This window comes from Burkholderia sp. 8Y, assembly GCF_902506145.1.
Taxonomy (GTDB): Bacteria; Pseudomonadota; Gammaproteobacteria; order Burkholderiales; family Burkholderiaceae; genus Caballeronia.
The window spans coordinates 1,608,777-1,632,342 of the sequence record NZ_LR733520.1 but is presented as its reverse complement, the minus strand read 5'-3'; the positions used below and the strand labels follow the sequence as shown (position 1 = coordinate 1,632,342).

Here is a 23,566-nt window from a genome sequence, read left to right as displayed (position 1 = left end):
CGGGCCCGTTTTCGTTCGTGCATCGTGCAGCGCGTCGTTCAGTACGCGTTACGTCCGATAAAGCCCTTGAACAGCGTCATCGCGACGATCTTGATGTCGAACCAGAACGACCAGTTGTGAATGTAAAAGAGGTCGAACTTCACGCGGCTCTGCATCTTCTCGACCTTTTCCGTCGCGCCGCGATAACCGTTCACCTGCGCCCAGCCGGTAATGCCCGGCTTGATGCGATAGCGGAACATGTAGCCGTAGACCAGATCCTTGTACAGATCGTCGTGTTCGAGCGCGTGCGGACGCGGCCCGACCACCGACATGTCGCCGAACAGCACGTTGATGAACTGCGGCAGCTCGTCGAGGCTCGTGCGGCGCAGGAACGCGCCGATCTTCGTCACGCGCGGGTCGTTACGCTTGGCTTGCGTCACGTGCCCCGTCGATTCGTGGTGCACGGCCATCGAGCGGAACTTGTAGATCTTGAACGGCCGTCCGTCCGCGCCCTTGCGGTTCTGCGTGAAGAACACGGGCCCTTTCGAGGTCGCCTTGATGGCAACGGCAATCGCGATCATCAGCGGCGACAGCGCGAGCAACGCAGCAGCGGCGAAGCAGCGGTCAAACAGCAGCTTCGGCCACATCTGCAAGGTGCCGACAGGCGAAGTCGTCAGGTTGATGGTCGCGAGGCCCGCGACATCGGTCATCGAATGATTGAAGAGCGAGATGCTGCGCGTGTCGGGAATCAGCCGCAGATTCACGAAATCATGCCTTAACGCATGCACGAAGCGGTAGATCGTGTGTTCCTGCGACAGCGGCAGGGCGAGCCACACCTCGTTGATTTCCTCGGCGCGTACTTTCTCGACGAGTTCATCGAAGTCGTTCAGCACCGGCAGGCGCATGGATGCGCCGGGCCGGCTGCCGAGGCCGCTCGCGTGAAGCTCCTCGTCGCCCGTGGTGTCGAGCAGACAGACGGGCGTGAAGCCTTGTTCGGGCGTGCTCGACAAATGCGCGAGCAGCGTGCGCGCGAACCCTTGCGCGCCGACGATCGCCACCGTGCGCTGATTGAAGCCACGGCCGCGCATGACTCTCAGGCTCGCATACACCGCGCATTTCGCAAGCACGATGAGCGCGCCCGAGATAAGCGTCGAATACCCGAACCACAGCCGCGACACGGCATCCATGCGATGCAGCGTGAAGGCGAGCAGAAGCGCCGCGGCCGCCACCGTCATCCATGCGAGCGCGACGCGCGCCAGCATCATCGCAAGCGGCTTGCCGCGCCAGGCTTCGTACACGCCGAACGTCGGGAAGAGCAGCAACGCCAGCACGCTATTGAACGCGATCAGGAGCTTCTCGACATCGCTGAAGTCGAGCGAGGAGAAGCGCACCGTATGCGCAATCACCCCGCCCGCGACGATGAAGAAAACGTCCAGACAGCGTGCCGTCCAGCCGAACATATCGTGACTTTTATTCTGCATCCGCATCTCAGACACTGGAGGCCGAAGCCGTCTCCTGCGCGCGCAGACGCGGCAGCAAACGGTCGAACTCACGTTTGACGAGGCCGTAGCATTCGCAGGCGCGCGCTTCCAGCCCTTCGCGATCCACCACCTTGATGCAGCCGCGGCTATGGTGAATGAGACCGGCATCGTGCAGCTTTCCGGCCGCTTCGGTCACGCCTTCGCGACGCACGCCGAGCATGTCGGCGATCAGTTGCTGCGTGACTTGCAGTTCGTTCGACGCGGTGCGGTCGATTTCGATCAAGAGCCAGCGGCACAGCTGCTTGTTAAGCGAGTGATGACGATTACACGCCGCCGTCTGAGCGACCTGCGTGAGCAGGGCTTGCATGTACAGCAGCATCAGCCGGCGCAGGAAATCCGAGCGGCCGAACTGTTCGCGCAGCGCCTGGGCGCTCATGCGATACGCGAAGCCGGGACACTGCACCTGGACACGCGTGGGCATGGTTTCGCCGCCCGTCAGGACCGGCACGCCCGTCATGCCTTCGCGGCCGACTGCGGCGATTTCGACCGAACCGCCGTCTTCCATCGTATGAAGCAGGGAGATGATGGCAGTCGTCGGGAAGTACACGTGATGAATACGTTGGCCCGAATCGCAGAGCAGTTGCTCGGTGCGGAGTTGAACCAGTTCGAGATGCGGAGTCAGAGCTTGCCACTCGTGCGCGGGAAGGGCGCCGAGGAGGTGATTGCCGTGCAGGTCGGACTGAAGGGTCAGCATGTTTGTTCTCTCGTAACTTCGCGCGTTGCGCTTCACTTTTTATTTACTGGTGTGATCATTCTCGAGCGGCGATTCTCGCGGCTATGAAAACGTCTCACACCAGCCCCGTTAGCAGCCCGTGCTCGCTTGAGTTGATTTTCTTCATCGCGTCGCTTCGGGTTGCGCGATTCATTTAGCGAGGACTGTGCCAATGCGGCGAGCGTCAATGCTGGTGGGGCCTCATCGGGGAAACGTTCAGTGTGATGCGGCGCAGCGTCGTCTTTTTGTTTCAGTCTTGAACATCGGTGGTCTTAGGAATCCGCATATGCCCGGAGGGGTATCGTCAGCGCAAACCGCCCAACTGCGGGGCTGGCGTTTGACGATCACCGTGCGATAAGCCTCAGAGCGCCACGCCCCGCCGAACGAACCCCTCCTTTCGTAGGGTCATTGAAAATTGATTCATCTGTGTTCTATGCTGTTCGTGGTCTAACGAACGTGCAGCAGGCGCGGGCCGCTTTGCTTGCCGTCAGAGCCTTGCTGCATAAGGCGGCGCGCGAATCGGGCGAGGCTTTCCAACGGGTTTCCGCAAACCGCTAAACGTTGCGCCTGTTGCACGAAAACGCCCGTCTGTGGGCCATGCCGCGCCCAAATGCGTGAATCGTGCCTGCCATGAGGCGAGGCGTGGCCCACACACGGGCGGCGCGCGGAGCCCGCATCAGGCTCGCGCGGCCGTTCTTCGTGTCAAACGTTTGCACATGGGGCGCCGTGTGGGCGGCTCATTTCGGCACGAACGTTTCCGACGAACGTATGAAAAGCCTCATTACGCAGCGCGGAAATGTTTCATCGGGGACAACAGGGGCGTTCGCGGCAAGACGACATCTCACCATACGCGCATGAAATGCGGATGACGGAACGCACCGCCATCACGAAGTCATACGCGTCTGCTTGCGATGGACGCCCGAGCCGAAGCAATGGAACGGATCAGCAGACGATAGCCGCAAGCGTCGGCACGACGCGCTCATACGCGCCTTCCATCACATCGAACGAAGCGCCGCAGAGATCGTGCTGATTATTCGACAGCGCCCGCGCGAGCCGGCATTGCAGGACCATTGCTTCACTTGCGATCGTGCGAGCCGCCACGTGCGTGGTGACGGGAATGTCGAAGCCTTGCTCGCGCATCCATTCGAGGTAATGCGAGAGCAGTTCGAAGTTCGCGCCGAGCTGACGCATCACATTGCACGCATACGTCTGGGCATACGCTTCGCCGCGCTCGAGCATCGTATCGACATGCGCGGGGAAGGTGCTGCGCCAGCGCGATATCGGGTTGTGCATCGGACGGCGCAGCAAATGCGCGCACAACAGGTCCGCCGAACCTTCCGCGAGCGATGTTCCGGCGAGCGATTCGCGCACGCGCTTCACGAACTCCACATGCGGGAACAGTGCTTGCCCATGCGTTGTGCTCGCGGCATCCGATGCAGCCGCATCGTGCGCGGCATGGGCTCCGAGCACGCCATCGTAATCGTCGCCATGTAGAAGGTGATAACCGCTGTGATGAAAGTAGCCGAGCCGCCTTGCATTGGGATCGATCACATCGACGGCGATGGTCGTCTTCACATGCGTGCGCCGATAAGCCAGCGCGCGCATGTCGGGCAGAAAGAAGGCATCGACTTCGACGAGAACGGTATTCGCGCGGCGCGTCTGCACGAGTGCGCGTTCCTCGAGCGAGTCGAACACGGCGAGTTCCTGCACTTGCAAGCCGTAGAGCTTCTCGATGTCTTCGCACGGCGGCCGGCCGAGCGTGAACTGATCGTCTTCGAAGTCTTGCGTGACCGTGAAGGCAAGCATCGCATGCGGTTCGAGCCCGTTGCCATGCAGGAGCTCGATCCACAAGTCGACAGGGCCCGCGCCATCGCGCCAGATGCGCTCGCCCCGATGCAATGCATGCGCGCGATGGCGCTTCGCGCGCATGCGCAAGGGATCGAGTGAAACGACGCGTGAACGACTGACGCCGGAACTCGTCATACCGCTGGTATGGAACGCGCTCATGGGCTTACCTCGGGCCTGAGAAGCCGGCAACCGGTACCGCGTGCGCGCCGAAGCATTCGTTGTTTTTACCTGCGTTTTTATCGCTTTCTAAGGCGTCGCATTCAATGGCGGTTTGCATTGTGATTTTCCCATGAAGGTGCCAGACGACGCGAGTGCTATCGCAGCACGTGCGCGAGCCTTCCGCGCGTCGCGCAGAACTCGATGACGTGTCGTGATGGATCTCGTGAAGACGTCCTTTTCCCCGAAGACGCCTTCTTGTGTGGTTGACCTTATTTGACGGGGCCGCAAGCCCTGGAGTCGGTGCGCCCCCGCACTGAAAGCTTGTTTCGCGGGACGTAACGTTCAATCGTCGCAACGCCGGTGAGAAGCCGGCAGCAAGGAGAACAACAAATGAATTGGAAGACCCTGGATTTCGAGCAGCTCACTGCGCGCGAGCTTTATCTGATTCTGCGTGCGCGCAGTGCGGTGTTCGTCGTCGAGCAATCGCATGTGCATCTGGACGCGGACGGCCGCGATGAGACCGGCGTGCACGTCTTCGCCACCGATGACATGACGCGCCCGATGCCGGTGCTCGCCTACGCCCGCATTCACGAAGGCGATCTCGAAGATCCCGAAGTCGTGGTCGACAAGATTCTCACGAGCCCGCTGCGTCGTGGCGATGGCACCGCGCACGCGCTCATCGAACGCGTGCTCAACGTGTGCGGCGAACGCTGGCCCGGCCGCGCGGTGCGGCTCACCGCGCCCGTGAGTCTGCGCGCGTTCTACGAAGCGTTCGGCTTTCGAAAGACAGAAGGGCCGTTCCTCGAACATGGCATGCCCTATATCGGTCTGACAAGAAAGGGCCGTTCGACGCGCGAGATAAGCGCAAGCAAGCTGCAGCAAGCAGGCGCGAACGCGTTCGCCAATACCTACGAATTGCTCTAAAGCCGTGCCTTCGCGCGCCGCTTGTTCGCGGCGCGTTTGCTTGTCCGCGGTACCCGTCCTTCCTTCTTCATAACGACAAAGAACCACGCGCCCGGTGTACTCACGTATGCCGGCACGCGCGCAACCGGCACCCCCATGCGTATAGTCCATCTCGCCAATCACGCGCAGATCATCGGCAACGGCACCGTCAACATGATGGTCGATCTCGCATGCATCGAGGCGCGCATGGGCCACGACGTGGTCGTCGCTTCGTCGGGCGGCGGCTTCGAGCCTCTGCTGCGACGTCACGGCATCACGCACATTCCGTTGCAGCAATCGCGGCAGCCGTGGCGCGTGCCGTCGATGATCGCGGGCTTCAATCGTCTCATCGATCGCTTCGATCCCGACATCGTTCACGCGCACATGATGACGGGCGCGCTCATCTCGCGATTCGGCAGCATGCGCCGGCGCTTCGCGCTCGTGACGACCGTGCATCACGAACTGCAGAAGAGCGCGTCGCTCGTGCGCGCGGGCGATCGCATGGTCGCGGTGAGCGAAGCGGTCGCGCGCACGCTCGACGAACGCGGGATCGGGCGTGAGCGCGTGTCGGTCGTGCTCAATGGCGCCGTCGGTGCGCCGCGCCTCACGTGTCGTCCCGCAGCGCGGCCCGTGCCCTTGAAGCGGCCGAGTGTCGTCTGTGTCGCGGGCATGTATCGCAGGAAAGGCATCGCGGATCTGCTGAAGGCGTTCGCGCTCGTGCGCGAGCAGACGGCGCATCAGAGAGAGTTCATCGGGGAGCCGCATCTGTATCTGATCGGCGATGGTCCCGAGCGCGAATCGATGGAGGCGCTCGCCGCCGAACTGGGTCTTCAGTCCGCTGTTCATTTCACGGGATTCGTGACGGACCCGCGCCCGTATCTCGCGAACGCCGATGTCTTCGCGCTGCTTTCGCATCAGGACCCGTGTCCGCTCGTGATCGCGGAGGCGCGCGAGGCCGGCTGCGCGATTCTCGCGACGCGCGTGGGCGGCATTCCCGAATTGCTCGATGGCGGCGCGGCGGGCGTGCTCGTGGCACCCGGCGATCCGGAGCAGGCCGCCGTCAAGCTGCGCTGGCTGTTGCTGGATTCGCAAGCGCGCGGGCAGTACGCGTCACGCGCGCGCGAGGACATCCAGCGGCTTTCTGTCGAACGAGCCGGCAGCGAATACGTGGCGATCTATCAGCAGACGCTCGCCGAAAGAGAGTCCCTGCAACGCCGCGAGCAGCGCATGCACGCAAGGCGTCCGCGCACCTCCGACGGTGCCATGTAAGCGCCTTATACGGAATTTCACGCGACACGGCGAGACGCGCACACCGCATTCTCATGAACTAAGCAGTGCATCAGAATTCGCGGCATCGCGTCATACAATAGCCGCCCCCGCACAGGTGAGCGTTCGCGTTCGCACAGAAAGCCTACGTGATGCTTGCTCAAATGAGTGCATGAACGGCTGACGATTATCTGGCCGAAAACAAGAAAGCAAAATCGCCGCGCTGCGACGCCATCATTCATCAGTTTCCCTGAGGAATGACGGCGCCCGCGCGGCGCGAGCACGGGTAATTAAGCGTACGAATACCAGGCAACAAGGCAAACGAATCGGAACGGCGGCAAACATGGCGCGGCGCGCGTGCTGCGATCAGAGGGAATACCCTGTCAGGAAATTCCTCACTGGTTTTTGGCGCGGCGAAGACGCAACGTGTAGTGCGACGAATGCATGTTCGGAAATTCGTCGCCTTGGCCGCCACGGGACGCGTGAGTGCGACGCGCACAGACACACATGGGCTACGGACAGGCGGAAAGGGGAGAAGCGTGATGGATGAAAACAAAGAGCGATCGCTGGTGGCAAAGGTCATGGACGGGCTCGTCTCGGGGATCGTCGAGCAGAAGTACGGCGCGATACTGCCGCCGCAAGACATCCTTTCGAAAGAGTTCGACGTGAGCCGCACCGTCATGCGCGAGGCGCTCTCGATGCTGCTCGCCCGTCACATGCTGGACGTCAGGCCGAAAACCGGCACGCGCATCCGGCCGATGAGCGACTGGCGTCTCATCGACGAAGACGTCGTTTCATGGCGTTTTCGCGCGAAGCCGGATCAGACTTTTCTGCGCGATGTAATCGAATTCCGAATGCTGATCGAACCGCGCGCCGCCGCGCTCGCCGCCGCGCGCGCGACGCCCGATGAAATCGCCGGCATCCGCGATGCGTTCGACACGCTTTCGCGCTTGCAGGTCGGTGAGCCGGAGTATCAGGCAGCGGATGAAGTGCTTCATACGCGTATCGTGGCCGCGAGCGGCAACCAGTTCTTCCGGCAGATGACGGCCATCGTGCGCGGCGCGCTCGTGACCGTGAATCCGATTGTCGACGGCATCGAGTCCGTGCGCGAGGCGACGCTCGCGGCGCAGAAGAGCGTCGTCGAGGCCATCGAATCGAAAGACTCGGCTGCCGCCGAACGCGCGACGCGTGCGCTCGTCGATCTCGCGGCGGAGGAAGTGGGGCGCGCATTCTCGCTCGAACGCATGAGTCAGCCGGTCGCGCCGCCGGACGTGAACGCGTCGGCCGGAGTCTGAGCGGCCTGCCGCTCACTCTTTCGCTCGCGGCGCGGGGCAAGTGCATTGTCCGATGAAAGCCGGGCCTCGGGCCCTAATGCCGTTCAGTCAAGGTCTCTTTTGAGGACTCGAACGGTGTAGCGAAACGGTCGCGATTTGACGGCTCGAGCGCAACTGCGCCCGGGCCGTTTTCTATTGGGAAGCTGTTTGAGCCGCTCACGCAGGCGCTTGAGCAGCACCAGAAGGCGCAGATCATCAACCAGCATGGCGATGCAAGTTAACACCGCCGCGCCCCGTTTACAACTACTTTGCGCCGAAAAGAAAAATGCCGTTCAGTCGCTTAACTGAACGGCATTAGGCCTCGGGCCCGGCTTTGTCGTTTGCATGCGTCCTACATCAGGCACAATGCCCCGCACGATAACCATCGCGGAGGCATGAATCATGAAAGCAGGTTCGACCGAATCGATACGCTGGGGCATCGTCGGCGCGGGCCGCATCGCGCGGCGCTTCGCCGAGGGCTTGCAACACGTTGAGGGCGCGACGCTCGCAGGCGTCTGGTCGCGCCGCGCCGAGCCGGCCCGCGCGCTCGCGGAGCCTTTCGGCGCACCCGCGTTCGACGACTTCGACAGCTTGCTCGCCAACATCGACGCGCTCTACATCGCGACGATGCAGGACAGCCATCCGCACTATGCGTTGCGCGCGTTCGCAGCGGGCAAGCCGGTGCTGTGCGAAAAGCCCGCCGCCGTGAATGCGCGGACCTTGCAGCACATGATCGACGCGGCGCGCAGCGCGAAGGTTCTTTTCATGGAGGCGATGAAGCCGCCGTTCTACCCGCTCTATCGACGCCTGCGCGAGCATTTGCAGGCCGATCCGATCGGCGAGATCGGACTGGTGCGCGCGGGCTGCTCGATGGCGCACGTCCCGGCAGATCATCCGTCGTTCTCGCTCGAGGCAGGCGGCGGCGCGCTGCTGGATATCGGCATCTACGAGGCGTTTCTTGCGGTGGACTGGCTCGGCGAGGCGCTCGACGTGCAGACCATCGGACGCGTCGGTGCAACGGGCGTCGACGTCTTCGCGAGTCTCAACGTGCGGCACGAGCGCGGCATCGCGCAACTCTTCTGCGGACTGGACCTGCAAGGACGCGGCGATGCGCTCATCGGCGGCACAGGGGGCACCGTGACGATCCACGAGAACTGGTGGAACCCGGCTCGCGCGACCATCGCCTATACAGACGGCCGCAAGGTGGAACTCGACGAGCCGTTCACGGGCGGCGGCCTTAACTACGAGACCGCGCACTTCTGCGAACTGTTGCGCGCGGGCGCGACCGAAAGCCCGGTCATGCCGCATGTCATGTCCATGCGAATGATGGCGATCATGGACGCCGCGCGGCGCGATCTGGGCGTGCGTTTCCCGTTCGAGGACGACTGAACCGGCGCGACGCGAAAAGAGCCGAAGCCGTCAGCCTGCGTGTTCAGTGCCGCCCGGGCAACGCGAGCCGCCGCTCGAACACGCGCTGCACGACTTCGAGCACGCTGCACAGCAGCCAGTAGACGAATGCCGCCGCGAGATAGAGTGGCAGCGGCTGATACGTCGCGGCGATCACTTCCTGCGCGCTTCGCAGGAGCTCGGTCACGGTGATGACCGACACCAGCGACGTATCCTTGATGAGACTAATGAGGCTGTTCGAGAGACTCGGCACCGCGATGCGCAGCGCCTGCGGGCCGATGACGTAACGCAACGTCTGCGTGCGCGAAAGGCCGAGGCTGTACGCCGCAAGCCACTGCCCGCTGTGAATGCCGAGAATCGCGCCGCGCATGCTTTCGGACAGATACGCCGCCACGTTCGCCGACAGCGCGATGACGCCGGCGGGCGTCGGCTCGAGCGAAATCCCGAGACTGGGCAAGCCGTAATAGATCACGAAGATCTGCACGAGCAGCGGCGTGCCGCGCATCACACTGACGTAGACGCGGCCGATGCGGACGAGCGCGCGAATGTCGCTGATGCCCATCAACGCCAGGACGACGGCGGCGATCAGGCCGAAGAACATCGAGTAGAGCGCGAACTTGATCGTGAGCAGCGCGCCTTGCGCCAGCACGGGCGCCGATTGAACCAGCAGGGAAGTGGTCGACATGAACGGGGAAACGTAAGCGGAAAGCGCGCGAATCGAAACAAAAGGCCGGGCGGCGCGCGAAAGCGCACATCATAAACCGGACGCGAAAAAGAGAAGGGCGGCATCGTGAGACGATGCCGCCCGATTCGGCGTGCGCTGCGTTTGTGCGCTTACTTCGCCGGCTTCGTCACGTCGATGCCGAACCACTTGTCCGAGATCTTCGCGAAGGTGCCGTCCTGTTCCAGCTGGGTCATTGCGTCGTCGATCGCCTTTGCGAACTTCGGATTACCCTTCTTGAACGGAATGCCCGACGGATTGCCCGCGCCGACGTTCGCGCCCGTGCGCAGCGGCAATTGCGAGTTCTTCAGCAGATACGCGAGCATCAGGCGGTCGTTGAGCGCCGCGTCCAGCCGGCCCGCAGCCAGATCGCGCAGATATTCCGGCGCGCCCGGATACGTCTTCACGTCGATGCCCGGCACCGACTTCGCCATGTCCATGTAGTTCGTGCCGAGGCCGACGCCGAGCTTCTTGCCCTTCAGATCGTCGAGCGACTTGAACTCGCGCTTGTCGTCGGCGCGCTGGATCAGTTGCGCGTTCGAGTACGTGTACGCCGGCGAGAAGTCGAGCGTTTCCTTGCGCTTGTCGGTGATGCCGACCTGGTTCGCGATCACGTCGAACTTGCCCGCCTGCAAGCCCGCGATGATGCCGCTCCACTCCGTCGTGACGAACTCCGGCTTCACGCCGAGCTTGGCGGCGACGGCTTTGGCGATATCCACGTCGAAGCCGACGAGCTCGCCCGATGGCGCTTTCGAGTTGAACGGCGGGAACGTGCCTTCCAGACCGACGCGCAGCGTGCCGCGCTGTTTGACCTGATCGAGCAGGTCTTCTGCGTGGGCCGTGGCGGTGACCGCGGTGAACGCGGCGCCGATCAGGCTGGCGGCGACGAGCTTCTTGAGCGTGGACAGGTTCATCGTGTTGTTCTCCTCGTGTTGGCAAAGTGGCGCGCCGCTTTTTCTGAGCGCCGCGCCCGATAGGTGCGGCATCATAGAGAAAAGGCAAGCGGCGCGTAAGATCGTTTGTTTATGTCGATATTCCCTGCGCAAGCGACTCGACGCATTCGCTGACGAGCGCCGGGCCGCGATAAATCAGCCCCGTGTAAATCTGCACGAGCGATGCGCCCGCCGCGAGCTTCGCGCGCGCGTCGGCGCCCGAGAAAATGCCGCCCACGCCGATGATCGGCACGTCCGCGCCCACTTCCGCACGCAGTTTGCGGATCACTTCGTTCGATGCATCGAACACCGGACGCCCCGACAGTCCGCCGGCTTCCTCGCCGTGCGCCATGCCGGCGACGGCCGTGCGCGAGAGCGTCGTGTTCGTGGCGATCACGCCGTCGATGCGATTCGCGAGCAACGTGCCCGCGATCGACTTGATCTGCTCGTCGTCGAGATCGGGCGCGATTTTCAGCGCGAGCGGCACGAGCTTGCCATGCAGGTCCGACAAACGCTGCTGCTTGTCCTTCAGCGCGCCGAGCAGCGCGTCGAGCTCGCCCGCGCCCTGAAGCTGCCGCAGGTTCTTCGTGTTCGGCGACGAAATGTTGATCGTCACGTAGCTCGCGAACGGATACACGCGCTCGAGACAGTACAGATAGTCTTCGGCGGCGCGCTCGATCGGCGTATCCGCGTTCTTGCCGATGTTGAGCCCGAGCACGCCGCGATAACGCGCAGCCTGCACGTTCGCGACGAACCGGTCGACGCCGCCGTTATTGAAGCCCATCCGGTTGATGAGCGCACCCGCTTCGGGCAAACGGAAGATGCGCGGGCGCGGGTTGCCCGGCTGCGCGCGCGGCGTCACGGTGCCCACTTCGATGAAGCCGAAGCCGAGCGCGGCCAGCCCGTCGATGCACGCGCCGTCCTTGTCAAGCCCCGCCGCGAGCCCGACCGGATTTCTGAATGTGAGGCCCATCACGGTGCGCGGCGAATCGGGACCGCGCTTGCCGAGCATGCCGGCGAGCCCGGTGCGGCCGGCGGCGCGCAGCATGCGCAAGGTCAGGTGATGCGCGTCTTCCGCGTCCATGCGAAAGAGGTGCGAACGCGCGAGCGGGTAGAGGGAGCTGAACACGGAGGAGAGCCGGCGACGGCGAATTTTTTTAAGACCGCTATTTTAGCGGCTTTGTCCCCATGCGCCCGGAGTCAAACGACATGGCGCTTGGACGACGTCACTTCGGCTGGCTCGGCCCGCCGCTGCGGCCCGGCATCGGCAGGGCGCCGGCCGAGTGCGTCGTCGCGGGATCGAGCACGGACCAGCGGCCATCGACCAGCCCTTCCAGCGGCCTGAAATTGGCCTTGTACGCCATCTTCTCGCTCTCGCGAATCCAGTAGCCGAGATAGACGTGCGGCAAGTCGAGGCTTCTCGCCTGCTCGATTTGCCACAGAATGTTGAAGGTGCCGTAGCTCGTCTTCGGCAACTCGGGCTCGAAGAACGTGTACACCGACGACAGCCCGTCCCCGAGAATGTCGATCATGCTGATCATGCGCAGCGCGCCCGGCGCATCGGGATTATCCGGCGAAGCGGGTTCGCGGAATTCGACGAGCCGGGAATTGATCCGGCTTTGCAGCAGAAACTGCTCGTACTGATCGCGGCTGTCGCGGTCCATGCCGCCGCCCGCGTGCCGCGCGGACTGGTATCGCATATAGAGCGCGTAGTGCTCTTCGTCGTAATGCAGCGGCGCCACGCTTGCGACGAGATTGCCGTGCTGCTTCCACACGCGCCGCTGCGTGCGGTTCGGCGCGAATCGCGCAACGGGCACGCGCACCGGCACGCAGGCGCGGCAGCCGTCGCAGTACGGGCGATACGTGAACACGCCCGAGCGCCGGAAGCCCGCCTTGACGAGTTCCGTGTAGACGTCGGAGTTGATGAGATGGCTCGGCGTGGCCACTTGCGAGCGCGCAACGCGCCCTTCCAGGTAACTGCAAGGGTAAGGCGCCGTTGCATAGAATTGCAGCGCCGAAAGCGGTGACAGTGGCAGCTCGTTCGGATGTGTCACTTTGGCGGCTCTCGCAGGCGTCGTCTCTTCATTGCCGCGTGCGTTTCGCTATCCGGCGAAGGCGTGCGCGGCGGATCGTGCTTGTCTGAGTACTCGCGTCGCAAACGTCGCGCCCGAGGGTGGCGGATGTCAGCGCGCTGGCGTGTCGATGAGGTCGTTGAGCACGGTCTTGTCGAAGCGCCACGGAATCGGGGCTTCGGCGACCGCGCGGCGCAGATGCGCGACGAACGCGCGGCGCGGAATCTCGCGGCCGCCCAGCGACGCCAGATGCGACGTGTTCTGCTGGCAGTCTATCATCTCTATTTTGTGGCGGCGCAAGTGTCCGACGAGTGCGGCAAGCGCGATTTTCGAGGCATCCGTTTCATGCGCGAACATCGATTCGCCGAAGAACATGCGCCCGAACGACACGCCATAGAGGCCGCCCACGCGCACGCCGTTGTGGCACGTCTCGACGCTGTGCGCCTCGCCCGCGCGATGCAGCGAGGTATAGGCCTCGACGATATCCGCCGTGATCCACGTGCCGCGCTGGCCTTCGCGCGGCGTGTCGGCGCAGGCGCGCATCACGGCGGGGAAGTCGTGGTCGACGCGCACGTCCCACGCGTCGTCGCGCACCACGCGCTTCAACGTCTTGCGCAGCGAATGTGAAACCTTGAAGTCGGCGGGCGCGAGCACCATGCGCGGATCGGGACTCCACCACAGCACGGGCTGTCCGTCCGAATACCACGGAAAAATGCCGCGCCGATACGCCTCGACGAGCCGCGCGGGCAACAAATCGGCGCTCGCGGCGAGCAGGCCCGGCGCGCCGCTCGATGCGCCGAGCGCGCGCTCGACCGGAGGAAACGGATCGTCGTGAGCGAGCCAGGGAACCATGATCGTCCGGCGCCGTTCAACCGTCGCGCAGCGTGCGGAAAATGTCGCCCGTGTGCAGCGTGAAGTTGCCGGCGGCGCGGTCCGCGAAGAAAAAGCGCAGCGTCTGGCCGACGGTCGGGAACGCGATCTCGTCCCACGGAATTTCGCTCTCGTCAAAGAGCCGCACTTCCAGACTTTCCTCGCCGGGGTCCAGTTCGATATCGAGCAGCCGCGCCAGATAGAACAAGTGCACCTGATGCACGTGCGGCACGTTGAGCAGCGTGAAGAGGCTTTGAATTTCGACGCGCGCGCCGGCTTCCTCCAGCGTTTCGCGGGCGGCGCCTTCGCTCGTCGTCTCTTCCATTTCCATGAAGCCGGCCGGCAGCGTCCAGTAGCCGTAGCGCGGCTCGATGGCGCGGCGGCACAAGAGCACCTTGTCGTCCCACACGGGCACCGTGCCCACGACGTTGCGCGGGTTCTGATAGTGAACGGTGCCGCAGTTGTTGCAGACGAATCGCTCGCGGTTGTCGCCGGGCGGAATGCTCAGGCCGACCTCGTGGCCGCAGACGGAACAGAATTTCATGGAAATGGACGATGGAAGTGTGCTGCGAGTGTATCACTGGGGCGGGGCGGCTTTTGCGTGCGTCGGGCCGGTGTCCGGCGCTGCGCGATGAGTCGCTACAATAGTTGCCGATAGCCTCACGTTTCCATTTCATCAGCGCGCCGCGCTCCAAGCGAAGCCATGTCATCTCCGTCTGCCGGTTCTTCCCGTCCTCCGATGCTCGCCACAGCCGATGCGCTCGGCCGTCTGCTCGATGCCGCGCGTCCGGTGACGGGCACCGAGCGCATCGACACGCTCAACGCGCCCGGCCGCGTGCTTGCCGCCGACGTGACTTCGCCGCTCGACGTGCCGCCGATGCATACGAGCGCGATGGACGGCTACGCGGTGCGCGCCGCCGATCTCGCCGCCGCCAGCGACGCCGCGCCGGTTGCGCTGCGCATCTCGCAGCGCATTCCGGCCGGGCACATGGCCGAGCCGCTCGCGGCGGGCACGGCGGCGCGCATTTTCACGGGCGCGACGGTGCCGCCCGGCGCGGATGCCGTCGTGATGCAGGAAATGGCGCAGACCTCGGACCATGCGACGGTCGCGTTCACCCAGCCGCCGGCGCCCGGCGAATGGATCACGCGGCAGGGCGCGGATATCGAGCGCGGCTCGGTCATTCTGCGCGCGGGCACGCGTCTCACGCCGCAGGCGCTCGGTCTCGCCGCCTCGGTCGGCTGCGCGGCGCTGGATGTATCGCGGCGCGTGCGGGTGGCGATTTTCTTCACGGGCGACGAATTGCGCATGCCCGGCGAGCCGCTCGCGCCGGGCGCCATCTACAACTCGAACCGCTTCACGCTGCGCGCGCTCCTCACGAAGCTCGGCTGCGACGTGACCGATCTCGGCATCGTGGCCGACCGGCTCGACGCCACCCGCGACACGCTGCGCCGCGCCGCGCTCGACCACGATCTGATTCTGACGTGCGGCGGCGTGTCCGTCGGCGAAGAGGATCACGTGAAACCGGCGGTCGAAGCCGAAGGGCGCATTGCGATGTGGCAGATCGCCATGAAGCCGGGCAAGCCGCTCGCGTTCGGCGCGGTGCGGCGCGGCGCGGCGGAGGCGGGCGAGGAGGCGTTTTTCATCGGCTTGCCGGGAAACCCTGTGTCGAGCTTCTGCACGTTCCTGCTGTTCGTGCGGCCTTTCATTTTGCGGCTCGCGGGCGTCGAGGATGTCGCGCCGCGCGTCTATTCGATGCGCGCCGACTTCACGCAGAAAAAAGGCGACCGGCGCAATGAATTCTTGCGGGCGCGCGTGAATGATCGCGGCGGCCTCGATCTCTTCCCGAACCAGAGTTCGGCGGTGCTGACGTCCACCGTCTGGGGCGACGGCGTCATCGACAATCCGCCGAATCACGCGATCAGCGCGGGCGAGACGGTGCGGTTCATTCCCTTTTCAGAGCTGATGCGGTAAGGAACGAAGTCAATGAAAGTCGAACTGAGATTCTTCGCGAGCGTGCGCGAGGCGCTGGGCGTCGCGAACGAGACGGTCAACGTACCGGATACCGTCGTGAATGTCGGCGACGTGCGAGCGTGGCTGCGCATGCGCGGCGGCGTGTGGGCGGAGACGCTCGCGGAAGGCCGCGCGCTGCGCATGGCCTGCAATCACGTGATGACGAACGCGTCGCAGCGCATCACCGATGGCTGCGAAGTCGCGTTCTTCCCGCCGGTCACGGGTGGCTGACATGAGCTTGCGTGCGAAAGTCCGCGTGCAGGAAGCCGACTTCGACATCAGCGCCGAAGTGGCCGCGCTGCGCGCCGACAATCCGAAGGTCGGCGCAGTCGCGTGCTTCGTCGGCACCGTGCGCGATCTGAACGAAGGCAGCGCCGTCGAAACAATGGAACTCGAGCACTATCGCGGCATGACCGAGAAGTCGCTGGAGGCGATCGCCGCGCAAGCGCGCGAACGCTGGCGCGGCTCGGACGTGCTGATCGTGCATCGCGTGGGCAAGCTGAGGCCGCTCGATCAGATCGTGCTGGTCGCGACGACGGCGATGCATCGCGCGCAGGCGTTCGAATCCTGCGCGTTCGTGATGGACTATCTGAAGACGCAGGCGCCGTTCTGGAAGAAGGAAAAGACGGAGCACGGCGAGCGTTGGGTCGACGCCCGCGAGTCCGACGCCGCCGCCCTCGCGCGGTGGACGCCGCCGCGTGGCTAGCCGCGTCCTTCAGCGTTCGTCCGCGGGCGTGCCGACGAACTTCGCCGGAAACGGCTCGCCCGCCGGGCGTTCGGGAAAGCGCGGCTCATCGCTGCCGCCCGTGCGCTGGCGCTTGAGCGCGGCCAGCAGGGCTTCCTGCTCCTCGGGAATCGGGTAGTCCCAGCCGAACTTGCTCAACTGCAGACTCTGCGCGATCCGCAGCGCCGGTTCCATGAACTGCACGGCTGCGGCGGGCTCGTAGCGCGCCTCGACGGTATTCAAAAAAAGCGACAGCCAGCGCGCGAAATGCTGCGGCTCGATGCCTTCCAGCGGCCGATGCGCCTCCTGCACGTTCCCCCGATACTGCTTCGAGCCGAGGACGAGGCTCGACCAGAAGGTCGTCATCTTCCCGAGATGCTCGTCCCAGCGGCCTGTCAGTTCCCGCGCGAAAATCGGGCCGAGCAGCGGATCGTCGTCCACGCGGCGATAGAACGCCTCGACCAGTGCGCGCACATTCGTTTCGGTGGGCTCTTGCTCGCGCGTGATGGCGTCGCCCGTTTGGTCTTGGTTCATGGCTGAATACAGGTAACTACAAGCGTAAGTCGTGTGTTGGCGGGCGCTGACGCGTCGCTGATTGGCAGACGCACGGCACCGAAATGGCGCAGAATGTTGAACAGTTCCCTGGCACGTGAACCGTCCTGTCCTGCCCCTTGCGAGCGGATATTAGACCTTGTGACGCTCGCGCGGGCGATGGCCCCGGCCGCCGCGCGGATTTGTCCCGGGCATGGTGCCGACGGATGGTGTCCGGACGTTCGTCCTTCAGTCGATTCACGCAACCGCAGCTTTCTTTCATTTAGCCGTTCGACGCGCCCACGCCATGCGACTGACCGACTACACCGATTATGCGCTGCGTGTCCTGCTGTATCTGTCCGTGCGACCCGCGCGGCTCTCGACTATTCGGGAAATCTCCGACGCCTACGGCATCTCGAAGAATCACCTGATGAAGATCGTCCAGCAGCTCGGCGAACGCGGCTGGGTGGAGACCGTGCGCGGGCGTCGCGGCGGCCTGCGGCTTGCGGCGCGGTCGACCAGACGAGCGGTCGCGATTGCGCGATTCAGCCGGTCTGCCGCCTGCGCGGCGTGCTCGCGGCGGCGCGCGATGCCGTCCTCGCCGAACTCGACAAACACACGGTCGGCGAATTGTCGGAGCCGGCGGGCGATCTCGCGCGGCTGCTCGGCATCGCGCCCGTGCAGTCCATTTCCGTGGCGGCGCTGACGCTGCGCGACGCCTGTCCCTGATCCGCGCTCCCGTAGACGCTACGCGGCACTGAACGAAACGTGCACAGCGCGGTCTTTCGGAAGCGCCGTCGCGCTTTCCCGGCGCGGCATCATTCGCAAAAATACCCGCAAATGGGCGGTTTGTACGCTTGAAACCGCCCGAAAGCGCCTCATTTTGGTTGTAATCGAATTGGAGCTCACCAAAAATGAGAATCGACAAACTCACCACCAAATTTCAGGAAGCCCTCTCGGACGCGCAGAGTCTGGCGGTCGGCAACGACAATCAGTACATCGAGCCCGTCCATCTGCTTTCCGCGTTGATCGCGCAACGCGACGGCTCCGCGCGCTCGCTGCTTTCGCATGCCGGCGTGCAGGTTCAGGCGCTGCAAGCGGCGCTCAACGACGCGATCAGCCGGCTGCCGCAAGTGCAGGGCACGGACGGCAACGTACAGGTCAGCCGCGACCTCGCGGGTCTGCTGAACAACGCCGACAAGGAAGCGCAGAAGCTCAACGACACGTACATCGCGAGCGAAATGTTCCTGCTTGCCGTCGCGGACGACAAGGGCGAAGCGGGGCGCATCGGCAAGCAGCACGGGCTCACGCGGCGCGCGCTCGAAGCGGCCATCAATGCCGTTCGCGGCGGCGCGCAGGTCAACAGTCAGGACGCCGAAAGCCAGCGCGAGGCGCTGAAGAAATACACCGTCGATCTGACGGAACGCGCACGCGCGGGCAAGCTCGACCCCGTGATCGGCCGCGACGACGAAATCCGCCGCTCGATCCAGATTCTTCAGCGCCGCACGAAGAACAATCCGGTGCTGATCGGTGAGCCGGGCGTCGGCAAGACGGCGATCGTCGAGGGCCTCGCGCAGCGCATCGTCAACGGCGAAGTGCCGGAAACGCTCAAGGGCAAGCGCGTGCTCTCGCTCGACATGGCCGCGCTGCTCGCGGGCGCGAAGTACCGCGGCGAGTTCGAGGAGCGCCTGAAGGCCGTGCTCAACGACATCGCGAAGGACGAAGGGCAGACCATCGTCTTCATCGACGAGATTCACACGATGGTCGGCGCGGGCAAGGCCGAAGGCGCGATGGACGCGGGCAACATGCTGAAGCCGGCGCTCTCGCGCGGCGAGCTGCACTGCATTGGCGCGACGACGCTGGATGAATACCGCAAGTACATCGAAAAGGACGCGGCGCTGGAGCGGCGCTTCCAGAAAGTGCTGGTCGACGAGCCGTCGGTCGAAGCGACCATCGCGATTCTGCGCGGCTTGCAGGAGAAATACGAGCTGCACCACGGCGTCGAGATCACGGACCCGGCTATCGTCGCGGCGGCGGAATTGTCGCATCGCTATATCACGGACCGCTTTCTGCCCGACAAGGCCATCGACCTGATCGACGAAGCCGCGTCGCGCATCAAGATGGAAATCGATTCGAAGCCCGAAGAGATGGACAAGCTCGACCGCCGTCTCATTCAGCTGAAAATCGAGCGCGAGGCCGTGAAGAAGGAGAAGGACGAGGCATCGCAGAAGCGTCTGCAACTCATCGAAGAGGAAATCGACCGGCTGAACCGCGAATATTCCGACCTCGAAGAGATCTGGACCGCCGAGAAGGCGGCGGTGCAGGGCAGCGCGCAACTGAAGGAAGAGATCGAGAAGGTGCGGGCCGACATTGCGCGTTTGCAGCGGGAAGGCAAGCTCGAAAAGGTTGCCGAACTGCAGTACGGCAAGCTGCCCGAACTCGAAGCGCGCCTGAAGCAAGTCACGCAGGCGGAATCGCTGGAGCAGAACAACCCGACGCGTCCGCGTCTTCTGCGCACGCAAGTCGGCGCGGAGGAAATCGCGGAAGTGGTGTCGCGTTCCACCGGCATTCCGGTGTCGCGCATGATGCAGGGCGAGCGCGAAAAGCTCTTGCAGATCGAGAGCAAGCTGCACGAGCGCGTCGTCGGCCAGGACGAGGCGATCGGCGCGGTCGCGGATGCCATCCGCCGTTCGCGTGCGGGCTTGTCGGACCCGAACCGTCCGTACGGCTCGTTCCTGTTCCTCGGACCGACGGGCGTCGGCAAGACCGAACTGTGCAAGGCGCTCGCGGCGTTCCTGTTCGATTCGGAAGATCATCTGATCCGCATCGACATGAGCGAGTTCATGGAGAAGCACAGCGTCGCGCGGCTGATCGGCGCGCCGCCGGGCTACGTGGGCTATGAAGAAGGCGGCTATCTGACCGAAGCCGTGCGCCGCAAGCCGTACAGCGTGATCCTGCTCGATGAAATCGAGAAGGCGCACCCGGACGTGTTCAACGTGCTCTTGCAGGTGCTGGACGACGGCCGCATGACCGATGGCCAGGGCCGCACGGTGGACTTCAAGAACACCGTGATCGTGATGACCTCGAACCTCGGGTCGCAGGTGATTCAGGGCATGGTCGGCGAGCCGCAGGAAGCGATAAAGGACGCGGTCTGGGAAGAAGTGAAGCTGCACTTCCGGCCCGAGTTCCTGAACCGTATCGACGATGTCGTCGTGTTCCACTCGCTGGATCGCGCGAATATCGAGTCGATCGCGAAGATTCAGTTGCAGCGTCTGCACGACCGTCTCGCGAAGCTCGACATGCAGCTCGACGTGTCCGATGCCGCGCTGGAGCAGGTCGGCAAGGTCGGCTACGACCCGGTGTTCGGCGCGCGGCCGCTGAAGCGCGCGATTCAGCAGGAGATCGAGAATCCGGTCGCCAAGCTGATTCTCGCCGGGCGCTTCGGACCGAAGGACGTCATTCCGGTCGATGTCCGGGACGGCGAGTTCGTGTTCGATCGCGTGGTTCACTGAGACACGCTGGCTCCTTCGCACGGTCGAAGGAGCCCACTTTCGAAGGCAACGAAGCGATTCGTTGCCTTTTTTGTTGCCTGCGATTTTTCTGGTGGCAGATGCAGAAAGCCCCGCGCTGGCGTGAGCCGGGCGCGGGACCGACTGTACGACAGGAAAAGCGCGCTTAACCTTGCTTCGGCTCTTCGCTCTTGCCGAACAGGCCGGCGAGACCGCCGAGCGAGCCCAGCACGCCGGTCAGGTCGAGCTTGCCTTCGGGCGGGACTTCGCCGTTCGGCGTCGCGCGATCGACGATATGCGGAAGCACCGCCGCGAGCATGCCCGAGAGCTGGTCGCCCGACACGCCCGCCTTCTGCGCGAGCGCGCCGACGTTGTCCGCGCCGAGCACATTGGTGAGCAGCCCCGGGCTGATGGGCTTGTTTTCGCCGTTGCCGATCCACGACGAGACGATATCGCCCGCGCCGTTCTGATGGAAACGCTGGATCAGCCCCATGATGCCGCCGGGCTGGCTGTTGACGAATTCGAGCGCCGCCGCGATCAGCGCGGCCTGGCCCGATTGGCCGGGTTGGCCGGGTTGGCCGCCTTGTTGCGACGAATTGCCGAGGGATGAGGCGAGGATATCGAGTAGGCTCATGGCAGTCTCAGTACTAAAAGTTGCAGATTGATCAAAGGCTGGCGGCCGAGGCGCTCGCCGCCTTGTCCTTTTTCCGTTTGGATTTCGAGGGCTTCGCGTCGCTCGTGCCCGCCGCAGCCGAAGCTGACGCGGCCGTGGCGCCCGACTTCTTCTTGGCCGATCCGCTGGACGACGCCGAAGCAGCCGCCGCGCCCGACGCCGGCGTGACGGCAGGCGTTTGCGCGGTCGTGGCTGCGGGCGATGTCGCAGCGGTCGCCGCCGTCGATGACTTGATGGTGGAATTCGGCGGGGCCGCGCCGTGAGAAGTCGTCGTGGCGGGCTTCGAAGACTTGCCGGTCGGCGGCAGCGACGAGCCGCCGATGGTCAGACCGTTTTCTTCCAGTTTGGCCACCGACTTCGCGCCGAGGCCTTTCACGCGATTGGCGAGATCGTCGGCGTCTTTAAACGGGCCGTTTTTGGTGCGTTCATCGACGATCGCCTTCGATTTTACCGGTCCTAAGCCTTTCACCGAATCGAGCGCGGCTTGGTCGGCGGTATTGACATCGACGGCGGCAAACGCCGCGCCGACGGACAGCATGAACGCGAGGCACAGCATCAACAGCTTTTTCAGCATGACGACACTCCAGGCAGAGAGGAAGGAAACGAAGGTAGCGCAGGCCGCACGATTCGGCAAACGGACGATGCCGTTAAGCATAGGACAAATCCGTGTTTCGAACGGGGCCGTGGCGCATTGTGCATGACGCCGTCAGATGCGCTGCGTTCGCGCACAATCTTTAACCTTGCTCGCGGCGCGATGCGCGGCGCGATGCGCGGCGGGATGCGCGGCGGGATGGTGCCGGGGAGCAGGCGAGTCTTTGGAACGCTTCGTGGTGCCAACGGTAGGGGGGCGGGGGCAGGTTATTTCGCCGCAGGCGGGCGCCATTTGCCGATGCTGCGACATGCGGCGAGCGTCGGGCCGTCATCGCCGTTCGTCATGGTGGACGCGCCACGCATCCGTTCAATCCGCGTCCACCGTACGGAGATGCCGGATGCTCACCCGCCGCCAATACACAAAGAGCCCGACGCCCGCGACGCCGAGGCTCAACGAATTGGCGATCCAGAACCCGCGCGCGCCTTGCAGCCACGCGGGCACCGCGCCGCCCACGTCGAAGCCGAGCAGATAACCGCCGCCAAGCCCGATGCCCCATAGCGCGATCGCATAGATCACGGTGGGCACGAGCGTCACCTTGTACGCGCGCAGGATGAACGCGGTCGTGATCTGCAGCGCGTCGCAGAGGTGATAGAAGACGATGATGAGCACGAGCGGCATCGCTGCCGCGATCACGTTCGCATCGGGCGTATACGCCGCGATGATGTGCGGCCGCGCGGCGAGCAGGATCACGCCGTACACGACGGCCAGCACGCACGCCATGCCGATGCCGTGCCGCGAGATCGACGCGGCCTCGTCGAAGCGCCGCGCGCCGAGCGCCTGCGAGACGAGTGTCGACGACGCGATGCCGATGGCAAGCGGCGTCATGTACAGCACCGCGCCGAGATTGCCCGCGATCTGATGACCCGCGAGCGTTGTCGTGCCGAAACGCGAGATGAAAAGCGCCATGAACGTGTACGACGTCACTTCGATCAGATAGGACAGCCCCATCGGGATGCCGAGCCGCAGCAGACCGACTTGCCGCCTGAACACCGGCCACGAAAAGCGCGAGAAGATGCCGAACGGGCGGAAGAACTCGAACTTCACGAGCACGGTCATGCCGACCGCCGCCGACACCCAGTTGATCAGCGTGCTCGCGAGCGCGCAACCGGGGCCGCCGAGCGCCGGCACACCCGCGCCGCCGAAGATGAACCAGGTGTTGAGTGGAAACTTGAGAATCAGGCCGCCGACTTGCAGAAACATCACGAGCCGCGGCTTGCCGACCGCGTTGGTCAGCGAACTGTAGACGCGAAACGCGAGGCTCGCGGGCAAACCGAACGACAGAATCCGCAGATACTGCACGGTGCGTTCGTGCAGCGCGGGCGGCGCCTTCGCGAGACTCAGGAGCGGCTCGGGAAAGAAGAGCAGCACGAAGCCGATCACCGTCAACGCGACGGCCAGCCACAGCGCCTGACGCGTCTCCTCGCCGATCTCGCTTTCGCGCCCCGCGCCGAAAAGCTGGCCGGCAATCGGCTGAAGCGCCACCAGAATCCCCGTCAGGCCGATATAGATGGAGATATAGACGGACGAACCGAGGCCGAGCGCGGCGAGGTCCGTGGCGGAAAAGCGGCCGACCATCGCGGTATCGATCACGCCGAACGCGATCACCGCCAGTTGGCCGATCAGCACGGGCCACGCAAGCGCCGCGATGGTGCGGATGTCGCGCCACATGCCGGTCTTGCCGCTCGGGATGGATAGCTTGGGGAG

At 64.3% G+C, this 23,566-nt stretch carries 21 protein-coding genes and 1 pseudogene; 9 read left to right on the top strand and 13 right to left on the bottom strand.

The genetic code is table 11. The features are described 5' to 3' along the window. Positions 1-38 precede the first annotated feature (38 nt). The 3 genes from GV035_RS18140 to GV035_RS18130 form a co-directional block, all read right to left on the bottom strand. Entirely contained in the window at positions 39-1,439 is a 1,401-nt protein-coding gene (locus GV035_RS18140) for an undecaprenyl-phosphate glucose phosphotransferase (protein ID WP_159838041.1), read from the bottom strand. 28 nt (positions 1,440-1,467) lie between these two features. Then, complete coding sequence (locus GV035_RS18135; RefSeq protein WP_159836384.1) at positions 1,468-2,214, bottom strand: Crp/Fnr family transcriptional regulator; 747 nt, start codon at positions 2,212-2,214, stop codon at positions 1,468-1,470. 960 nt (positions 2,215-3,174) lie between these two features. Then, entirely contained in the window at positions 3,175-4,239 is a 1,065-nt protein-coding gene (locus GV035_RS18130) for a DUF1839 family protein (protein WP_159836383.1), read from the bottom strand. A gap of 390 nt (positions 4,240-4,629) precedes the next feature. Here GV035_RS18130 and GV035_RS18125 point away from each other — a divergent pair, with 390 nt between their 5' ends. The 4 genes from GV035_RS18125 to GV035_RS18110 all read left to right on the top strand — a co-directional run bounded on the left by GV035_RS18125 (position 4,630) and on the right by GV035_RS18110 (position 9,149). Then, the gene (locus GV035_RS18125; RefSeq protein ID WP_159836382.1) at positions 4,630-5,163 is read left to right on the top strand and encodes a GNAT family N-acetyltransferase; all 534 of its coding nucleotides are present in this window, start codon (positions 4,630-4,632) and stop codon (positions 5,161-5,163) included. A gap of 135 nt (positions 5,164-5,298) precedes the next feature. After that, on the top strand, positions 5,299-6,450 hold the full coding sequence (locus GV035_RS18120) for a glycosyltransferase family 4 protein (protein WP_159836381.1): 1,152 nt from the start codon (positions 5,299-5,301) through the stop codon (positions 6,448-6,450). Positions 6,451-6,989: 539 nt separating this feature from the next. After that, the gene (locus GV035_RS18115) at positions 6,990-7,742 is read left to right on the top strand and encodes a FadR/GntR family transcriptional regulator (protein ID WP_159836380.1); all 753 of its coding nucleotides are present in this window, start codon (positions 6,990-6,992) and stop codon (positions 7,740-7,742) included. A 420-nt stretch (positions 7,743-8,162) separates the two neighbouring features. After that, entirely contained in the window at positions 8,163-9,149 is a 987-nt protein-coding gene (locus GV035_RS18110) for a Gfo/Idh/MocA family protein (protein WP_159836379.1), read from the top strand. 43 nt (positions 9,150-9,192) lie between these two features. Here GV035_RS18110 and GV035_RS18105 read toward each other — a convergent pair whose 3' ends face one another. The 6 genes from GV035_RS18105 to GV035_RS18080 form a co-directional block, all read right to left on the bottom strand. Next, positions 9,193-9,852, bottom strand: a complete 660-nt coding sequence (locus GV035_RS18105; protein ID WP_159836378.1) for an amino acid ABC transporter permease — start codon at positions 9,850-9,852, stop codon at positions 9,193-9,195. A 149-nt stretch (positions 9,853-10,001) separates the two neighbouring features. Next, positions 10,002-10,802 (bottom strand): cystine ABC transporter substrate-binding protein, encoded by an 801-nt coding sequence (locus tag GV035_RS18100; protein WP_159836377.1) that lies wholly within the window; start codon positions 10,800-10,802, stop codon positions 10,002-10,004. Positions 10,803-10,911: 109 nt separating this feature from the next. Then, complete coding sequence (locus tag GV035_RS18095) at positions 10,912-11,949, bottom strand: quinone-dependent dihydroorotate dehydrogenase (RefSeq protein WP_159836376.1); 1,038 nt, start codon at positions 11,947-11,949, stop codon at positions 10,912-10,914. Positions 11,950-12,046: 97 nt separating this feature from the next. Then, the gene (locus GV035_RS18090) at positions 12,047-12,874 is read right to left on the bottom strand and encodes an arginyltransferase (protein WP_159836375.1); all 828 of its coding nucleotides are present in this window, start codon (positions 12,872-12,874) and stop codon (positions 12,047-12,049) included. A gap of 129 nt (positions 12,875-13,003) precedes the next feature. After that, positions 13,004-13,744 carry a leucyl/phenylalanyl-tRNA--protein transferase gene (aat, locus tag GV035_RS18085; protein ID WP_159836374.1) on the bottom strand — a complete coding sequence of 247 codons (741 nt, stop codon included), beginning with the start codon at positions 13,742-13,744 and terminating at the stop codon, positions 13,004-13,006. 16 nt (positions 13,745-13,760) lie between these two features. Beyond that, positions 13,761-14,306 (bottom strand): NUDIX hydrolase, encoded by a 546-nt coding sequence (locus tag GV035_RS18080; RefSeq protein ID WP_159836373.1) that lies wholly within the window; start codon positions 14,304-14,306, stop codon positions 13,761-13,763. Positions 14,307-14,465: 159 nt separating this feature from the next. Here GV035_RS18080 and GV035_RS18075 point away from each other — a divergent pair, with 159 nt between their 5' ends. The 3 genes from GV035_RS18075 to GV035_RS18065 are packed head-to-tail and all read left to right on the top strand — an operon-like array spanning position 14,466 to position 16,479. Further along, positions 14,466-15,734, top strand: coding sequence for a molybdopterin molybdotransferase MoeA (locus GV035_RS18075; protein WP_159836372.1), 1,269 nt, complete (start codon positions 14,466-14,468; stop codon positions 15,732-15,734). Between the two features lie 12 nt (positions 15,735-15,746). Next, complete coding sequence (gene moaD / locus GV035_RS18070) at positions 15,747-16,004, top strand: molybdopterin converting factor subunit 1 (protein ID WP_159836371.1); 258 nt, start codon at positions 15,747-15,749, stop codon at positions 16,002-16,004. Position 16,005: 1 nt separating this feature from the next. Continuing rightward, positions 16,006-16,479 (top strand): molybdenum cofactor biosynthesis protein MoaE, encoded by a 474-nt coding sequence (locus GV035_RS18065; RefSeq protein WP_159836370.1) that lies wholly within the window; start codon positions 16,006-16,008, stop codon positions 16,477-16,479. Between the two features lie 9 nt (positions 16,480-16,488). Here the strand turns inward: GV035_RS18065 and GV035_RS18060 are convergent, their stop codons facing one another. Then, positions 16,489-17,031: a group III truncated hemoglobin gene (locus tag GV035_RS18060; RefSeq protein WP_159836369.1), complete on the bottom strand. Its 543-nt coding sequence runs from the start codon at positions 17,029-17,031 to the stop codon at positions 16,489-16,491. Between the two features lie 304 nt (positions 17,032-17,335). On the opposite strand from GV035_RS18060, the pseudogene GV035_RS18055 reads away from it, so the two are divergent. Then, positions 17,336-17,757, top strand: a pseudogene (locus GV035_RS18055) (Rrf2 family transcriptional regulator). A gap of 185 nt (positions 17,758-17,942) precedes the next feature. Next, positions 17,943-20,540 (top strand): ATP-dependent chaperone ClpB, encoded by a 2,598-nt coding sequence (gene clpB, locus GV035_RS18050; protein ID WP_159836368.1) that lies wholly within the window; start codon positions 17,943-17,945, stop codon positions 20,538-20,540. Positions 20,541-20,703: 163 nt separating this feature from the next. On the opposite strand, the gene GV035_RS18045 is transcribed toward clpB, so the two are convergent. From GV035_RS18045 to GV035_RS18035, 3 genes are all read right to left on the bottom strand, one after another. Then, complete coding sequence (locus GV035_RS18045; RefSeq protein WP_159836367.1) at positions 20,704-21,171, bottom strand: YidB family protein; 468 nt, start codon at positions 21,169-21,171, stop codon at positions 20,704-20,706. A 31-nt stretch (positions 21,172-21,202) separates the two neighbouring features. After that, positions 21,203-21,784: a ComEA family DNA-binding protein gene (locus tag GV035_RS18040; protein WP_159836366.1), complete on the bottom strand. Its 582-nt coding sequence runs from the start codon at positions 21,782-21,784 to the stop codon at positions 21,203-21,205. A gap of 384 nt (positions 21,785-22,168) precedes the next feature. Beyond that, the gene (locus tag GV035_RS18035) at positions 22,169-23,530 is read right to left on the bottom strand and encodes an MATE family efflux transporter (RefSeq protein WP_159838039.1); all 1,362 of its coding nucleotides are present in this window, start codon (positions 23,528-23,530) and stop codon (positions 22,169-22,171) included. Positions 23,531-23,566 lie beyond the last annotated feature (36 nt).

What these genes read in the sequence shown, in the direction of transcription:
- GV035_RS18140 (WP_159838041.1), bottom strand. Translation starts at nt 1,439, where the DNA reads ATGTTCGGCTGGACGGCACGCTGTCTGGACGTTTTCTTCATCGTCGCG.
- GV035_RS18135 (WP_159836384.1), bottom strand. Translation starts at nt 2,214, where the DNA reads ATGCTGACCCTTCAGTCCGACCTGCACGGCAATCACCTCCTCGGCGCC.
- GV035_RS18130 (WP_159836383.1), bottom strand. Translation starts at nt 4,239, where the DNA reads ATGAGCGCGTTCCATACCAGCGGTATGACGAGTTCCGGCGTCAGTCGT.
- GV035_RS18125 (WP_159836382.1), top strand. Translation starts at nt 4,630, where the DNA reads ATGAATTGGAAGACCCTGGATTTCGAGCAGCTCACTGCGCGCGAGCTT.
- GV035_RS18120 (WP_159836381.1), top strand. Translation starts at nt 5,299, where the DNA reads ATGCGTATAGTCCATCTCGCCAATCACGCGCAGATCATCGGCAACGGC.
- GV035_RS18115 (WP_159836380.1), top strand. Translation starts at nt 6,990, where the DNA reads ATGGATGAAAACAAAGAGCGATCGCTGGTGGCAAAGGTCATGGACGGG.
- GV035_RS18110 (WP_159836379.1), top strand. Translation starts at nt 8,163, where the DNA reads ATGAAAGCAGGTTCGACCGAATCGATACGCTGGGGCATCGTCGGCGCG.
- GV035_RS18105 (WP_159836378.1), bottom strand. Translation starts at nt 9,852, where the DNA reads ATGTCGACCACTTCCCTGCTGGTTCAATCGGCGCCCGTGCTGGCGCAA.
- GV035_RS18100 (WP_159836377.1), bottom strand. Translation starts at nt 10,802, where the DNA reads ATGAACCTGTCCACGCTCAAGAAGCTCGTCGCCGCCAGCCTGATCGGC.
- aat (WP_159836374.1), bottom strand. Translation starts at nt 13,744, where the DNA reads ATGGTTCCCTGGCTCGCTCACGACGATCCGTTTCCTCCGGTCGAGCGC.
- GV035_RS18080 (WP_159836373.1), bottom strand. Translation starts at nt 14,306, where the DNA reads ATGAAATTCTGTTCCGTCTGCGGCCACGAGGTCGGCCTGAGCATTCCG.
- GV035_RS18075 (WP_159836372.1), top strand. Translation starts at nt 14,466, where the DNA reads ATGTCATCTCCGTCTGCCGGTTCTTCCCGTCCTCCGATGCTCGCCACA.
- moaD (WP_159836371.1), top strand. Translation starts at nt 15,747, where the DNA reads ATGAAAGTCGAACTGAGATTCTTCGCGAGCGTGCGCGAGGCGCTGGGC.
- GV035_RS18065 (WP_159836370.1), top strand. Translation starts at nt 16,006, where the DNA reads ATGAGCTTGCGTGCGAAAGTCCGCGTGCAGGAAGCCGACTTCGACATC.
- GV035_RS18060 (WP_159836369.1), bottom strand. Translation starts at nt 17,031, where the DNA reads ATGAACCAAGACCAAACGGGCGACGCCATCACGCGCGAGCAAGAGCCC.
- clpB (WP_159836368.1), top strand. Translation starts at nt 17,943, where the DNA reads ATGAGAATCGACAAACTCACCACCAAATTTCAGGAAGCCCTCTCGGAC.
- GV035_RS18045 (WP_159836367.1), bottom strand. Translation starts at nt 21,171, where the DNA reads ATGAGCCTACTCGATATCCTCGCCTCATCCCTCGGCAATTCGTCGCAA.
- GV035_RS18040 (WP_159836366.1), bottom strand. Translation starts at nt 21,784, where the DNA reads ATGCTGAAAAAGCTGTTGATGCTGTGCCTCGCGTTCATGCTGTCCGTC.
- GV035_RS18035 (WP_159838039.1), bottom strand. Translation starts at nt 23,530, where the DNA reads ATGTGGCGCGACATCCGCACCATCGCGGCGCTTGCGTGGCCCGTGCTG.